12 protein-coding genes are annotated in these 14,567 nt (G+C 62.1%); 10 read left to right on the plus strand and 2 right to left on the minus strand.

Features of this window, described 5'->3' with window-relative positions; all coding sequences use genetic code 11:
• Nucleotides 1-54: 54 nt before the first annotated feature.
• The 4 genes from P3T42_RS10390 to P3T42_RS10405 all read left to right on the plus strand — a co-directional run bounded on the left by P3T42_RS10390 (nucleotide 55) and on the right by P3T42_RS10405 (nucleotide 4,911).
• Entirely contained in the window at nucleotides 55-1,083 is a 1,029-nt protein-coding gene (locus P3T42_RS10390) for an ABC transporter permease (RefSeq protein WP_429305949.1), read from the plus strand.
• A 119-nt stretch (nucleotides 1,084-1,202) separates the two neighbouring features.
• The gene (locus P3T42_RS10395; protein ID WP_074294772.1) at nucleotides 1,203-2,207 is read left to right on the plus strand and encodes a substrate-binding domain-containing protein; all 1,005 of its coding nucleotides are present in this window, start codon (nucleotides 1,203-1,205) and stop codon (nucleotides 2,205-2,207) included.
• 99 nt (nucleotides 2,208-2,306) lie between these two features.
• Nucleotides 2,307-3,839 (plus strand): sugar ABC transporter ATP-binding protein, encoded by a 1,533-nt coding sequence (locus P3T42_RS10400; protein ID WP_074294774.1) that lies wholly within the window; start codon nucleotides 2,307-2,309, stop codon nucleotides 3,837-3,839.
• Between the two features lie 25 nt (nucleotides 3,840-3,864).
• The gene (locus P3T42_RS10405) at nucleotides 3,865-4,911 is read left to right on the plus strand and encodes an ABC transporter permease (RefSeq protein WP_074294776.1); all 1,047 of its coding nucleotides are present in this window, start codon (nucleotides 3,865-3,867) and stop codon (nucleotides 4,909-4,911) included.
• An 18-nt stretch (nucleotides 4,912-4,929) separates the two neighbouring features.
• Here P3T42_RS10405 and P3T42_RS10410 read toward each other — a convergent pair whose 3' ends face one another.
• Nucleotides 4,930-5,286, minus strand: coding sequence for a hypothetical protein (locus P3T42_RS10410; RefSeq protein ID WP_074294778.1), 357 nt, complete (start codon nucleotides 5,284-5,286; stop codon nucleotides 4,930-4,932).
• Between the two features lie 245 nt (nucleotides 5,287-5,531).
• Nucleotides 5,532-6,851 (minus strand): MFS transporter, encoded by a 1,320-nt coding sequence (locus P3T42_RS10415; RefSeq protein WP_083640269.1) that lies wholly within the window; start codon nucleotides 6,849-6,851, stop codon nucleotides 5,532-5,534.
• Between the two features lie 304 nt (nucleotides 6,852-7,155).
• Here P3T42_RS10415 and P3T42_RS10420 point away from each other — a divergent pair, with 304 nt between their 5' ends.
• The 6 genes from P3T42_RS10420 to P3T42_RS10445 all read left to right on the plus strand — a co-directional run bounded on the left by P3T42_RS10420 (nucleotide 7,156) and on the right by P3T42_RS10445 (nucleotide 14,468).
• Nucleotides 7,156-7,932 carry a hypothetical protein gene (locus P3T42_RS10420; RefSeq protein WP_074294779.1) on the plus strand — a complete coding sequence of 259 codons (777 nt, stop codon included), beginning with the start codon at nucleotides 7,156-7,158 and terminating at the stop codon, nucleotides 7,930-7,932.
• A 124-nt stretch (nucleotides 7,933-8,056) separates the two neighbouring features.
• The gene (locus P3T42_RS10425) at nucleotides 8,057-11,032 is read left to right on the plus strand and encodes a putative bifunctional diguanylate cyclase/phosphodiesterase (RefSeq protein WP_429305950.1); all 2,976 of its coding nucleotides are present in this window, start codon (nucleotides 8,057-8,059) and stop codon (nucleotides 11,030-11,032) included.
• Nucleotides 11,033-11,217: 185 nt separating this feature from the next.
• Complete coding sequence (locus tag P3T42_RS10430; protein ID WP_429305951.1) at nucleotides 11,218-11,976, plus strand: SAM-dependent methyltransferase; 759 nt, start codon at nucleotides 11,218-11,220, stop codon at nucleotides 11,974-11,976.
• A 53-nt stretch (nucleotides 11,977-12,029) separates the two neighbouring features.
• Nucleotides 12,030-12,956, plus strand: a complete 927-nt coding sequence (locus P3T42_RS10435; RefSeq protein WP_429305952.1) for a TIGR02594 family protein — start codon at nucleotides 12,030-12,032, stop codon at nucleotides 12,954-12,956.
• A 47-nt stretch (nucleotides 12,957-13,003) separates the two neighbouring features.
• Complete coding sequence (locus tag P3T42_RS10440; RefSeq protein WP_429305953.1) at nucleotides 13,004-13,906, plus strand: hypothetical protein; 903 nt, start codon at nucleotides 13,004-13,006, stop codon at nucleotides 13,904-13,906.
• A gap of 16 nt (nucleotides 13,907-13,922) precedes the next feature.
• Entirely contained in the window at nucleotides 13,923-14,468 is a 546-nt protein-coding gene (locus P3T42_RS10445; RefSeq protein WP_429305954.1) for a GNAT family N-acetyltransferase, read from the plus strand.
• The last annotated feature ends 99 nt before the right edge of the window (nucleotides 14,469-14,567 follow it).

Raw genomic sequence — 14,567 nt, forward strand, 5'->3', positions numbered from 1 at the left:
GCACCTCAACGGCCCGCTGAAGTTTCATGCAGTCTGAAGGAGTTTCTCTTCACCATGAAGTCCTCGTTCGCTGTTGGAAAACTGTTCGCCGACCGGCAACTGAATTTCTTGCTGGCCGTCAACGTGCTGGTCGTATTGGTGGCGACAGCGCTGTCGCACGGCCAGTTTGTCGATGTCGACAATCTGCAGTCGATGGGCAGCCAGTTGCCCGAACTCGGCCTGCTTGCACTCGGCATCATGCTTTCGATGATCTCCGGCAACGGCGGTATCGATCTGTCCGGCGTCGGCCTGGCGAATCTGTCGGGCATGATCGCCGCGCTGATCGTGCCGAAGTGCCTCAGCGCCGACGTCTCGCCGGTCGCTTACACGGCCTTGTTTTGCGCGATCGTCGTGGCGATAGGGCTGCTCGGCGGCCTCTTGAACGGCGTCGTGATTGCGAAGCTGCGGCTCACGCCGATTCTCTGCACGCTGGGCACGCAGTTGCTGTTTACCGGCATCGCCGTGGTGTTGAGCAACGGCGCATCGGTGCCGGTCGAGTATGTCGACCAGCTTTCGGATATCGGCAACGGCACCGCGTTTCAGGTGCCGATCTCGTTCATCATCTTCATCGCCGCCATCGTCGTGCTGGGCTGGTTGCTCAAACGCAGCCCGTTCGGCTTGCGCCTATATCTGATGGGCACCAATCCCAAGGCCGCTTTTTATGCGGGCATTCCGCGCGCGCGGATGCTGATTCTGACCTACACGATGTGCGGCGTGCTCGCCTCGTTGGCCGGCCTGATCAGCGCGACCCATACGTCCAGCGCGAAATGGGACTACGGCAACTCGTATCTGCTGATCTCGATCCTGATTGCCGTGATGGGCGGCGTGAATCCCGCCGGCGGACGCGGCCGCATCATCTCGGTGTTCTTCGCCGCCACGGTGCTGCAGTTCCTCGCGAGCCTGTTCAATCTGCTGGGTGTGTCGCAGTTCTTCGGCGACTGCGCGTGGGGTTTTCTGTTGCTGTTGTCGCTGGCTTTCGCGGGTGGCGAGCGGGTTAGCGCGATCTTCGGTTTCACGCGCTCCGATCCGGCGGCGCGAAGGTAGCGCTCGCGTTTAGCGCGAGCGCGCGCATGTAGGCAAGGTTTAGTACGCGGCGGACATCGGGGCCCTGGATGTCCGCAACCGTGAAGCAGGGCGACATCGAAAGAAAAAGGAGACATGGAATGAAACTGACTCGATTGGGCGCCGCACTGGCAGCAGGCGTGCTCACGGTAGGCGTGATCGCCGCAGCGCACGCGGCGGACAATGTGACGATCGTCACGGTGGTGAAGGTGACCGGCATCAACTGGTTCAACCGCATGGACGAAGGCGTCAAGGAATTCGCCAAGGACAACCCGGGCGTAACGGCCTATCAGACTGGACCGGGTCAAGCCGACGCGGCGCAGCAACTGAAGATCATCGAAGATCTGATCGCCAAGAAGGTCGATGCGCTGGCCGTGGTGCCCTACGATCCGCCCACGCTCGAACCCGCGCTGAAGAAGGCGATGGACCGCGGCATCAAGGTGGTCACGCATGAGGCGGACAACGAAAAGAACACCATGGTCGACATCGAAGCGTTCGACAACACGGCGTATGGCGCGAACCTGAACCAGCGGCTCGCCGGCTGCATGCACGACGAAGGCAAATGGGCCGTGCTGGTGGGGTCGCTCGGCAGCCGCTCGCAGGTGCAGTGGGCGGATGGCGGGATCGGCAACGCCAAGGCCAGGTATCCGAAGATGGATCTGGTCGAACCGAAGCTCGAAACCAATAACGACGGCGAACGCGCCTATGAAGTCGCCAAGGAAGTGTTGCGCAAGCATCCGGACCTGAAGGGCTTCCAGGGGTCGTCGTCGCTCGACGTGATCGGCATTGGCCGTGCGGTTGAAGAAGCGGGCCTGCAGGGCAAGATCTGCGTGTACGGCACGGGTCTGCCGACCGAAGCCGCCAAGTTCCTCGAAAGCGGCGCCATCAACGGCATTTCGTTCTGGGATCCGAAGCTTGCCGGCATAGCGATGAACAAGATCGCGCTGATGCTGATCCACGGCCAGACCGTGCATGACGGCGACAACCTCGGCATTCCGGGCTACACGAAGGTGACCGTGACCAAGGGTCCGGGCAAGGGCATCATCGTGCGCGGCCAGGGCTGGGTCGACGTCGACAAGTCGAACTACAAGAACTACGCGTTCTAACGGCTGTCGCTTCCTGAGTGGAGGTGTGCTCGCTTGCGGGCACACCTTTGAAGAAGAAAACGCAGGCTGCTCCTAGGTCTTAAAGATTGCAATCGGACTATGAATACAGACGCTGCTTCCGTGCCGTTTCTGCAAGTGGTTGGCGTGCACAAGCGTTTCACCGGCGTGCATGCGCTGCGTGGCGTGAGCCTGTCGTTTCAGCGCGGACAGATCTATCACCTGCTCGGCGAAAACGGTTGCGGCAAGAGCACGCTGATCAAGATCATCTCCGGCGCGCAGCCGCCCGATGAGGGCGAGCTCATTATCGAAGGCGAGCGGCACGCCCGCCTCACGGCGCTGGAATCGCTCGCGGCGGGGATCGAGACGGTGTATCAGGACCTCTCCTTGTTGCCGAACATGAGCGTGGCCGAAAACGTCGCGCTGACCTCGGAGCTGGCTACGCACAATGGCCGCCTGACCCGTACCTTCGACCGCCGCGCATTGGCGAAGACGGCGGAGCGTGCGCTGGCGGCTGTCGGCCTGCCTGGCGACGCGGAGTTCCAGTCCACGCTCGTCGAAGAATTGCCGCTCGCGACCCGCCAGCTCGTGGCGATTGCGCGCGCCATTGCGAGCGAGGCGAAGTTCGTCATCATGGACGAGCCCACCACCTCGCTGACGCAGAAAGAAGTCGACAACCTGATCGCAGTACTAGGCAATTTGCGCGCGCAGGGCGTGACGGTGCTGTTCGTCAGTCACAAGCTCGACGAATGCTATGCGATCGGCGGCGAAGTAATCGTGTTGCGCGACGGCCAGACCATGGCGCAAGGGCCGATCGCGAACTACACCAAGTCCCAGATCAGCGAACTGATGACGGGCCGGCATCTGTCGAGCGAGCGCTATCGCGAAGGCGGTTTCGGCGCCGAAGTGGTGCTCGACGTGAGCGGCCTCACGCGCACCGGCCAGTTCGCCGATGTCTCGTTTGCGCTGCACCGTGGCGAGATTCTCGGCGTCACCGGACTGCTCGACTCGGGACGCAATGAACTGGCGCGCGCGCTCGCGGGCGTGGCGCCTGCGCAGCATGGCGAGATCGTGCTGGACGGCAAGCGCATTGTTTTGCACACGCCGTCCGATGCGAAGAACCACCGGATCGGCTATGTACCGGAAGACCGCCTGAACGAAGGGCTGTTCCTCGACAAGTCGATTCGCGACAACGTCATCACCGCGATGATCTCGAGCCTGCGCGACCGCTTCGGCCAGATCGACCGCACGCGTGCGCAAGCGCTCGCCGTCGACACCGTCAAGGAGTTGCAGATCGCGACGCCCGACGTCGACAAACCCGTGCAGTCGCTGTCCGGCGGTAATCAGCAACGCGTGCTGATCGGCCGCTGGCTCGCCATCGATCCGCGCGTGTTGATCCTGCACGGTCCGACGGTCGGCGTGGATGTCGGCTCGAAGGACATCATCTACCGCATCATGCAGCGCCTGTCGCAGCGGGGCATCGGCATTATCCTGATCAGCGACGACCTGCCCGAGCTGCTGCAGAACTGCGACCGCATCCTGATGATGAAGAAGGGACGCGTTGCGAACGAATATCAAGCCGACCAGTTGCAAGAAGCCGACCTGTATCACGCGCTGCTGTCGGAAGCCGCATAGAGTACGCTGAGAGGACGTGACCCGCATGAACCCGCGCATCAACCAGACCATGACCACGCCAACTGTCATCGACATCGCACCGCAGGTGAAGCCGCTCAGCTTGCGGGCCAAGCTCGCGCGCAACCCCGAGTGGTTCACCGCCGGGCTGATCGTGGTGATGTGCATCATCGTCGGCGCGATCAATCCGCGCTTCTTTCAACTGGCGACGCTGTTCGACCTGCTGCATTCGGCCACTACCGTGTCGCTGTTTGCGCTCGGCACGCTGGTGGTGCTGGCCTCGGGCGGCATCGACGTGTCGTTCACCGCGATCGGCGCGCTCACCATGTATGGGATCACGAAGGCCGTGTTCGCGTGGTGGCCCGACGAGCCGTTCGCGTTGATCCTGATCACCGGCGCGCTCGGCGGCATTGTGCTCGGCCTGATCAACGGCGTGCTGGTGCACCGGCTGAAAGCGCCGTCGCTGATCGTGACGATCGGCACGCAGTATCTCTATCGCGGCATCCTGCTGACCTTCATCGGCACGACGTTCTTCATGAACATTCCGCACAGCATGGATCGCTTCGGCCGCATCCCGCTGTTTTTCTATCAGACCGCCGACGGCTTGCGTGCTGTGCTGCCGGTTTCGGTGCTGGCCCTGCTGGTGGCGGCGGTGGTGACATGGTGGCTGCTGAACCGGACCATGATGGGACGCGGCGTTTACGCCATGGGCGGCAGCCTCGCGATTGCGGAGCGCCTCGGCTACAACCTGCGCGCAATCCATCTGTTTGTGTTCGGCTATACGGGCATGCTGGCAGGCATCGCAGGGATTCTGCACGTAGCCAATAACCGGCTCGCGAATCCGTTCGACCTGGTCGGCTCGGAACTCGATGTGATCGCGGCGGTGATTCTCGGCGGCGCGCGCATTACGGGCGGCACCGGCACCGTGGTCGGCACGCTGCTAGGCGTGGTGCTGGTCACCCTGATCAACAACGTGCTGATCCTGGTGGGCGTGCCGAGCACGTGGCAGAAGGTCATTATCGGCGCGTTCATCCTGCTCGCCGGCACCCTGTTCGCCCTGCAGCGCAAGGCGTGAGGGGCAACGTGTACGGCGTTACAGCGCGTACTGCAACGCCAGGTCGAAGCCGAGCACCACGAAGGAGCAACCGATCCCCACCAGAACATTCGAGACCCGATGTTCGAAGTCCGGATGTTTGGTGATGCCTGCACCCGCGAGGAACACAATCTCCACCAGGATCTGCAGCGCGACGAACGTCAGCATGAGCAGGAATTCATAGCCCATGTAGCGGAAGTTCGCGAAGTTCATGCCGTAATCGAAGATCCAGTGCCCAACCCGCCACGCCTCGTAGGCGAGCAGCAGAATGGGAAACAGGTAGCTCGTCACGTAGGTGGGTACCGTTGCGTGGCGTAGCTCGAGGTGGAAATGGTGAGGTTGATGAGCGGTCTGCATGTCTCCTCCGTTTTCACATCAGTCTGGGACCTATGCTACTCGTTTGACTGGAGATTCGCAGAATGGTGCGATTCGACACGGGCCGCTGCAAACGCCGCGTTCACTGAACTGCCGGTCGTTTTTTCTTGAGCCTGAAGCGATCGGTAAGTTTGACGCACGAGGCATCGCCGTCGCGTGCCTCGCGCAGTGCTCTCATGTCGCCTCAGCGCAACACTCGCGCACTTGGGACATTCACCTGGCAGATCTTACGAACCTGCGGTGACGGGTTCGTCTTCATGGCCTAGCGTGCGGACCCGGCGAAGCTCGGGAAACAGCTTCATCCACAGCAGTGCAACGGCGATGGTTGCCACGCCGCCTATCAGCACCGCAGGCTGGGCACCCCACCATCCGGCAGTCAGACCCGACTCGAACTCGCCAAGCTGATTCGACGAGCCGATGAACAACGCGTTGACTGCGCTCACGCGTCCGAGCATCTCGTCAGGCGTGCGAAGTTGCACGAGCGAGAGGCGCACCACGACGCTGATCACATCCGATGCGCCAAGCACGGCGAGCGCCAGCAGCGAGATCACGATCTGATGTGAGAGCCCGAACACCAACGTGGCGAGGCCGAACGCGATGACCCCACCAAACATCGCAGCACCGGGCCGCTTGCGCAGCGGAAAGTGCGCCAGCCAGATCGTGCCGGAGAGCGCGCCGACCGCCGATGCCGAGCGCAGCAAGCCGAGTCCCAATGGCCCGGCGTGCAGGATGTCGCGTGCAAACACCGGCAGCAGGGCAGTCGCGCCACCGAACAGGACAGCGAACAGATCGAGCGAAAGCGCCCCGAGGATGACGGGCTGTTTGCGGATGAAGCCGATCCCCGAGAAGACCGATGTCAACGTCACCGGTGCGCGGGTAGCGGGCCGTGCCTGTAGTGGAATACCCCACACGAGTGCGGCGGCCGTAGCAAACGTGAGCGCGCACACGAGATACGCCGGCCCGGCACCCACGCCATACAGCAGGCCGCCGAGCGCGGGACCGACGATCTGCGCCGTCTGGCCGGCCGAGGTCGCCCATGCGGTCGCCTGAGGCAACTGGCTGCGCGGCACCACACCGGGCAGCAGCGACGACACGGCGGGCGATTCGAAGGCGCGGGCAGCGCCGAGACAAGCGGCGAGTCCATAGATCACAGGCGCACTCAGCCAGCCACCGAAGGTACCCCATGCAAACACCAGCGCAGCGGCGGCTTCGGCGCTTTGACAGACGGCGGCGATACGCCGGCGGTCGTAGCGGTCGGCGACCTGGCCTACGACGAGGGTCAGCGTGAACATCGGCAGGAATTGCGCGAGGCCGAGAAGGCCGAGCGCGAAGGCACTGTGCGTGAGCCCGTAGATGTGCCAGCCCATTGCGACCGCCAGCATCTGGAACGAAAGGGACGAGAACACGCGGGTACACCAGAAGCGCTGAAACGGCCTGCTGCGCGGCAGGCTGCGATGCAGTGCTTCGCTAGTGAAGGTCTCGTCGCCAGGGGCAGAGGAGGGCGGAGGTCGGGGCTCGTCGGAGGTGTCGGCGGATTGAGCGGTCATGAGTTCGCGAAGCGCGATTTAGCAAGGCGCGATGTTGTTGAAGGCCGCAAGTTTAGTGCAAGCGCAACGATCTGGCTTGCGCCGGGCGATGCGCGTTGCCGGGCGTGCCTTTGCGAGGAGGTGGAAGCCCACGGCTGCAATGGCTTGGCGTCCTCACTAAGACGTTAATTATTAAGAAATATTAGATAGGACTCACCCGTAAATTTCAGTTCGTGAGAGGCTAGATTTGTCGTACTGAAGCGCGGAATTCTGGAGTGCCAGGTGCGATGGTTTCCTTTCTCTATTAGCCAACTGGGGTTATAAAATGGATCGCCTAAATCCTTCAGTATTAGTTTCCGAACTCCATCACGAACACGCCGCCAACCCGGAGATCGCAGAGACGATTCCACTCAGGAAAACGGAGAGACTGCCGTTTACCATTCGTATAGCCGCCGATAGCGATTCCCTTCAAAAAGCTGTCATGATGCGACAAATGGCTTACGGCCGGCATTTGCCGGACTTTGCCAGCAAGATGACGATTGAAAAGGGGGACTGCGAGCCCGGAACGGCCGTGTTGCTGGCCCAGTCGAAGCTGGACGGCGGTCCGCTCGGCACCCTGCGGATTCAGACGAACGAGTTCGCACCACTGGCCGTCGAGCAGTCGGTGCAGTTGCCGGACTGGTTGCAGGGCACGCGCATGGCGGAAGCCACGCGGCTGGGCGTGGCCGGCGGGACGATTGGGCGGATGGTCAAGATCGGCCTGTGCAAGGCATTGTTTTTGTATTGCCAGCAACAGGAGATCGACTGGATGGTCATTACCGCGCGTTCGCCGCTGGATCGCGAGTATGAAGCCATGCTGTTCGACGACGTTTTCGGCAAGAACCAGTTCCTGCCCATGGCGCACGTCGGCGGCCTGCCGCACCGGGTGATGGCCAAGCCGGTGGCCGTGGCGCGCGAGCGCTGGGCGGCGGCCGGCCATCCGCTGCTCAAGTTTATGATCCATACGTATCACCCGGACATTGATTTGTCGCCCGCAGATTTATCTTTCAACCGGGAAACTGTAGGATGCTTGGAAGCTACTCAAATTGGATATGGCAAGTAAAACAAAGTGCTCCGGCAGGCCAACGAACGTGTCACGCTGTAATGGGTAACGCGGTGGTGGCGGGGCCTCTCGGCTCCGTCATCGTTTACGTTGAGGGCTTTGCCGCATAAGGGGAATTCCGGGTATGGAGTCGGCGACGTTCTTTTCGCGGTCGAAATACATGCGCGCGGGGTCGTTTATCGACTGGCTTCTGTACGCATTCGCGGTCTACGTCGTGCCGGCGCTTATTACGCTCGCCACGGTCGCCACGTTATTCTGGGCACCCCGGCAATTTCAGTCGGCGGGTGCCGTCACGCTCGCGCTGCACATCGTGCCGGACAAGCGCGCATCGCTGCGGCCGGCCGAGGCGCTCGCCACCTTGAAGAGCCTGCAGCAGGCGCCCACCACCAGGCGCTACAGCACGCGGCTTGCCGAATCGCCCTTCTGGTTCCTGTTCGACGTGCCGCCGGTCAATCCGGGGCATCCGACCGTAGTTGAATTTCCCTCGCGCCACGCGCAAACCCTGGCTTGCTGGAATGCCGCGACGCTGGCGCCGCTCGGCCAGGCCGATCGCCATGGCACGAGCGGCAAGCTCAGTCCCGTCAAGGCGGGTTTCGAGTTGCCGGTCAATGCCGCCGCCGAGCCCGCACAGGTATTGTGCCGCGGCACATTTTCGGGCCCCGCGTACCTGAATGTGCTCGCCTGGGATGGCGCGGCGCTCAGCGACTCGGCGCTCGACTTCCACGAAAACGCGGCGCTGATTGCCGGCGGCCTGCTGACGCTCGCCATCTTCGTGTTCGTGACGGCCCTCATCAACCGCGAGTTGACCTATGTGATCTTCGCGGCCTGGCTGATCGGCAATCTGCGGCTCTGCTCGAATGCGATGGGCTGGGACATGGAATGGATTGGCCGCGTCATTCCACCCGACTACATGCCTTTGCTGCGCCAGTACACGTTTGCCGTGTACTACCTGCTGACGGGGGCCCTGTTCAATCAGTTGTTCCGCCGCGAACTGAAGGTGGTGGGGTATCGCTGGCTGCTGCGCACGGTGCTGTACGCCGGCCTGTTGAACCTCGCTGCGGCGGCGGTGCTGCCATACGCGAAGTTCATTCCGGTGATGTGGACCTTCAGCAGCATCGGCATGGCCGTGCTGGTCTTCCTGCTTGCGCGGCTGGTGTGGATGACCGGTTCGCGCACCGTGCTGTGGTACGTGGCGTCGATGGTCGTCGTGCTGTTTTCGATCTTCTCCGAAGTGCTGGGCGCGGCGTTCGGCATCAAGCTGCTGTTCGGCGGCGTGAATCCGGTGGTGGCGGCGCTGTCGTCGAGCATGATGGCCGCCTTTGCGATTGCCGAGCAGATGCGCGCCGAGCGCGAGCGCCGCCGGCGGATGCAAACGGAGTTGCGCAACACCTATGACGTCACGCCGATCGGTCTCTTCACGCTCGATGAGAACGGCCATTTCGTGCGCGCCAATCCCGCCTTGCGTGCGATGCTCGATCTGCGCAAGGCCGAATACAAGGTGCGGCTCTGGAAGGATTACTTCGAGCCGGGCGCGTGGGGCTCGTTGCAGGCGCTGGCGCAGAAGGGCAGCGAGGGCGAGCTCGAACTCGGCGGTTCGGCGGAGTGGGGCACGGCCGAGCGGCGTTACTCGCTGAAGGCGACGCGCTCGAACGGCTGGATCGAAGGCTCGTTGCAGGACGTGACGGAGCGCGCCAAAGCGATCGAGCGTCTGCATTTTCTCGTCGACCATGATCCGCTGACCGCCTCGTTGAATCGCCGCGGGGTGGAACGGGCCATCGCGGCGCAAAGCGAGGAGCACACGCCGTGGGCGCTGGCCTATATCGACCTCGACCGCTTCAAGCTCGTCAACGATCTGTTCGGGCATCGCGCTGGCGACGAGGTGCTCAAGCAGGTCGCCGCGCGTGCCCGTTCACTGTTCCGGCCTGAGTATGCGGTGGGACGCATCGGCGGCGACGAGTTCATCTGCGTGATGAGCAACACCTCGATCGACGATGCGATCGAGCAGTGCCGCGAACTCGTCACCTTGCTCAGCGCCGCGCCGTATCAGGTCGGCAATTGCGCGTTTCAGGTGAAGGCGTCGATTGGCCTCGTGGAATGCTCGCACGGCGTGCGGGTGCAGGACGCGCTGTCCAACGCGGACGGCGCCTGCCGTGAGGCGAAAGGCGTGGCGCACGGGCATCTCGTCACCTATCGCAAGGGCGCGGCGGCCTTCGAGGAGCGCGCCAAGGAACTCATGCTGGTCGAGACGCTCGGGCAAAACCGCTTGCCCGGCGGACTGTTCCTGGTGATGCAGCCGATCATGTCGCTCGCCGCACCCACCGCGTCGCTCGACTTCGAAGTGCTGCTGCGCTGGCGTGCGCCGGACGGCGCGATACTGCCGGCCGGCAAGGTGATCGTGGCGGCGGAGGAGTCCGGCAACATTGCCGCCATCGACAGATGGGTGCTGACCACGGTGCTCGAATGGATCGAGCGGAACCGGCATGCGTTGCCGAAGACGCGCTTTGTGTGCGTCAACCTGAGCGGTGGGTCGCTCAACGACGAGCAGTTCATGGAAGACATCTTCGCGCTGTTCGCGCGCTACCGTCCGATTATCCGTTACCTGTGCCTCGAAATCACCGAGAGCGTCGCACTGCACGATCTGGAAAACACGCAGCGGTTTATCGCGCGCGTTCACGATATGGGCGGCAAGATCGCGCTCGACGACTTCGGCGCGGGCTATACCTCGTTCAAGTATCTGAAGGACCTGTCGGCCGATGCCTTGAAGATCGACGGCGAGTTCATTCGCACGATGTGCGAGCACCCCGCCGATACGGCGATCGTCGAGGCAATCGTCGCCCTTGCGCGCAACCTCGGCATGCGCAGCATTGCCGAGTGGGTCGAAGATGCGAACACACTGCGGGCGCTCAAGGAAATCGGCGTGGACTATGTGCAAGGCTTCGTCGTTGCGCGACCGCAGGAGTGCGAGGCGATCCTGACGGCCGGTTCGGCCGCCAGCTTCATTAGCGATCCGGCCACGCAATGCTTCGTCGACAGTTTGAGCGAACCCGCGCCGAATCTGGAAGAGGTGTACGAAATGCGCGCGCGGGCCGACCTGCATTGAGCGGTTGCGTTCGGTCGAGGTGTTGTGCCGTTTCACTTCGTGCGGAAAGATTCGTCAAAAGCAGATTTCTGTCTTACTATCTGTCGCCGCGAATTCCATTTAACGCATCGGAGGTCTGGATATGAAAGTTGTGTGCCACTCAGGTTTTATCCATCTTTCATCCCACCTCTCCATGCAATGGAATCATGTCCGGTACATCCGCAAATCCCTTTCGCTTCTCGACGATCGCGCATCGCGATCATCACTATCTCAGCCCGCTCTCGCCATCTAAGGCACAGCAACTCTTAGGCAGTCTCGGCGACGGCCTGACCGCGCACGACGTCCTACTCGACGCAGGGTGCGGCAAGGCCGCCTTGTTGCGCGAACTGCTTGAACGATGTCCTGCGCGCGGCGTGGGCGTCGATATCAACGCGGCGTTTCTCGATCGCGCGCGCCTCGAATGGCGAGGCGCTGACGATCGTCTGCAGTTGTTCGACTGTCCGCTGCTGGAGCATCCCCGCGAGGCCGAGGCTTATGCCGCGGTGCTATGCGTCGGTTCGGTCCATGCGTTCGGTTCGTTCGACGCGTGTCTGCGAACCTGCTTCGACTGGCTCAAACCCGGTGGACGCCTGCTTGTCGCAGACGGGTATTGGAAACAGCCGCCGTCAAGCGGCTATCTCGAGGCGATCGACGGCACGCTTGATGAGTTCGCGACGCACGCGGACAATGCGGAGCGGGCACGGACCTGCGGATACGTGGTGCTGCGCACGACAACGAGCAACGATGACGAGTGGGACGATTACGAAGGCAAGTACTGCAACGCGATGATGCGCTACCTCGCCGATCATCCCGACGACCCCGAGGCCGAGGCCTTTAGCGTGCGCATGCAGAAGTGGCACATGGCGTACCTCAAGTGGGGACGCGCAACGCTAGGCTTTGGCTACTACCTCTTGATGAAACCTTAAGTCCGATTGGGGCGGCATGATTCAGCGGCCGCCCCCAAGCTGAACTGCACACTATGGACGATCCTCAATACAACATCGAATCAGTCGATGTCCCACCCTGGCTTGCCGTTGCACGGAGGGAAACCGGCATCGCGCAATATCCGCCAGGGCAGAGCAATCCGCGCATCACCGAGTACCACGAACACACGAATATTCGCGGCTACGACGACAAGGCCTCGTGGTGTTCGTCGTTCGTGAACTGGTGTTTAGCGCAGTTCGATATGCCAGGTACGGGTTCGGCGCTGGCCCGCTCCTGGCTCGAATGGGGCGAGCCGCTCGCGCAACCGGCTTTAGGATGCATTGCCGTGCTGTACCGCGACGAGCCGGAGAGCTGGAAGGGGCATGTTGGCTTCTTCCTGCGCGCCGATAGCGAATCGGTTTACCTGTTGGGCGGCAACCAGCTTGGCCAGGTCTGCGAGAACGCTTATCCGCGCGAATCGGTGCTGGGTTATCGCTGGCCTGTGGGTGGCGTCCGTCCGCAAGGCGATATTCAGGCAGCGTGCGAAGCCATCCTGCGCAGCGTGCCTGAATGGTTCGGCATTGAAGAAGCGTTAATGCAGTACGTCCGCGATACGGCCACGTTGCCCACCTTTGTGATGCGTCATGAATGCCGGATTATCGGCTTCTTGACGTTACGCGAACACTTCCCTCAAGCTTGGGAAATTCACTGCGTGGCGGTGCATGCCGAAGTGCGAGGCCAAGGTGTCGGCAAGAAGCTGTTGATGCACGTGGAATCCTGGCTCGCCGAACACGGCGCACGCTTCCTGCAAGTGAAGACCATCGCGGCGACGAGTCCCAATCCGCATTACGCCTTGACGCGCGGCTTTTATGAGCGGATGGGATTTGCTCCTGTCGAGGTGTTCCCCGAGCTTTGGTCGCCGAGCAATCCCTGCCTGCAGATGCTTAAGATCGTCGGCCGGCCGGCGGTTGAACGCGCTTAAAGAGATGCCGCTTGAATGACGTGTTCTCTAATTGAGGAATCAGCACGATGACGATCGCAGACGAACTTGGCCTGTTGATGCAGAACCACGACGACGAGCCGCAAGCGGCAGCCGAAAAACTGCGCCAGCTAGCAGACCTTGCGTTACCCGCCGACCAGCTTGCGCGCTTCAGCTGGCTGTCGAATCACGTGGTCGGCGAACTGAACCAGCGCTGGCAGGAGGCTTACGAACTGATTGCCAAGAGCACATCGAGCCACGAGTCGTTGCCGCTGGCGGTGTTGCGTAACGCGGCGGTGTCTGCGCATATCAGTGGAAATCTGCTGGCGGGCGTCGCGCTGGAGCGCCGGATGTCGAAGCTGGGTCTACGGGCCGAGCAGGCAACGACGGTCGTGCGCGCGGCGGCGATCAGCTTTCTGCTGACGCCTGGACGTGCGCTGGACGTCGCCGTGGCGCTGCAGGGTGTGGTGGAGGGTGTCGAACGCTGGAACGAATCGAGCGAGGCCGATGCGCTCGTTGCGCCCAGTCTCAACAATATCGTCTCGGCGCTGCTTGAGCAGGATGACGAAACGCTTGCCCATCCGCAGGTCCGCGAGGTGATGATCGAGGGCGCGTCCGCGGCGCGCGAGCTTTGGCAGCGCGCGGGCACATGGGTCAATCTGGAGCGGGCAGATTACCTCTGCGCGATGGTGTTCAATCGCCTGGGCGAGTTTGCCAAGGCACTGGAAGCGGCCGAGCGCGGCACGCATTTGATCGAGACCAACGGCAGCGAAGACGTCGACCGTGCCTTCCTGATGCTTGAGGCCGCTCAGGCACTGTTCGGCCTTACACGGCAGAAAGAGGGCACCGCGTTGCTGCAGGAGGCAGCGGGTATTGCCGGGAGCTGGGACGACGCGTCGCTGCGGGACTGGTTTGCGGGCAAGGCCAAGCCGCTATACGGCCTGAGCGTCTAAACAAACCAAACACGCTATGCCATTCTTCGAACCCATTACGTTAAACACGCCGCGTCTGGTGCTGCGCCCGTTGCGCGAAGACGATGCGGCTGTGCTATTCGCGATGTACTCCGATCCGCAATTCATGCGCTATTGGTCATTCGCTCCCATGACCCAACTGGAACAGGCGCGCGAATATCTATCGCGTCTGATGACGGCGAGTGCATCCGGCAAGGACCTGGTGTGCGCCATCGACCTGCGTGAGACCGGGCAAATGATCGGCACTTGCACGCTCTTCAGTCTTTACGAACCTTCGTTGCGGGCGGAGATCGGCTTTGGCGTGTCCCGCGAGTTCTGGCGGCAAGGCTACACGCAGGAAGCGGTTCATACGTTGATCGGACATGCGTTCTCGACGTTGTCGCTGCGGCGCCTCGAAGCCGATATCGACCCGCGCAACAACGGGTCGGCGCGCGTGCTGGAACGCGCCGGCTTTGTCCGCGAAGGATTGCTTAGGGAGCGCTGGGTTGTCGCCGGCGAGGTGTCGGATACCGCGCTGTATGGTTTGTTGCGCAGCGATCGCTAGCGTTGTGTACAGACTGGAGACATGGTTGACACATGTGCGAGGACATCGTTGACACATCATGGTCAGCGTTTTGCTCCTCCGAGGTCAAGTTTTGCAACG

Source organism: Paraburkholderia sp. GAS38 (assembly GCF_050434965.1).
GTDB lineage: Bacteria > Pseudomonadota > Gammaproteobacteria > Burkholderiales > Burkholderiaceae > Paraburkholderia > Paraburkholderia phenazinium_A.

What these genes read in the sequence shown, in the direction of transcription:
- P3T42_RS10390 (WP_429305949.1), top strand. Translation starts at nt 55, where the DNA reads ATGAAGTCCTCGTTCGCTGTTGGAAAACTGTTCGCCGACCGGCAACTG.
- P3T42_RS10395 (WP_074294772.1), top strand. Translation starts at nt 1,203, where the DNA reads ATGAAACTGACTCGATTGGGCGCCGCACTGGCAGCAGGCGTGCTCACG.
- P3T42_RS10400 (WP_074294774.1), top strand. Translation starts at nt 2,307, where the DNA reads ATGAATACAGACGCTGCTTCCGTGCCGTTTCTGCAAGTGGTTGGCGTG.
- P3T42_RS10405 (WP_074294776.1), top strand. Translation starts at nt 3,865, where the DNA reads ATGAACCCGCGCATCAACCAGACCATGACCACGCCAACTGTCATCGAC.
- P3T42_RS10410 (WP_074294778.1), bottom strand. Translation starts at nt 5,286, where the DNA reads ATGCAGACCGCTCATCAACCTCACCATTTCCACCTCGAGCTACGCCAC.
- P3T42_RS10415 (WP_083640269.1), bottom strand. Translation starts at nt 6,851, where the DNA reads ATGACCGCTCAATCCGCCGACACCTCCGACGAGCCCCGACCTCCGCCC.
- P3T42_RS10420 (WP_074294779.1), top strand. Translation starts at nt 7,156, where the DNA reads ATGGATCGCCTAAATCCTTCAGTATTAGTTTCCGAACTCCATCACGAA.
- P3T42_RS10425 (WP_429305950.1), top strand. Translation starts at nt 8,057, where the DNA reads ATGGAGTCGGCGACGTTCTTTTCGCGGTCGAAATACATGCGCGCGGGG.
- P3T42_RS10430 (WP_429305951.1), top strand. Translation starts at nt 11,218, where the DNA reads ATGTCCGGTACATCCGCAAATCCCTTTCGCTTCTCGACGATCGCGCAT.
- P3T42_RS10435 (WP_429305952.1), top strand. Translation starts at nt 12,030, where the DNA reads ATGGACGATCCTCAATACAACATCGAATCAGTCGATGTCCCACCCTGG.
- P3T42_RS10440 (WP_429305953.1), top strand. Translation starts at nt 13,004, where the DNA reads ATGACGATCGCAGACGAACTTGGCCTGTTGATGCAGAACCACGACGAC.
- P3T42_RS10445 (WP_429305954.1), top strand. Translation starts at nt 13,923, where the DNA reads ATGCCATTCTTCGAACCCATTACGTTAAACACGCCGCGTCTGGTGCTG.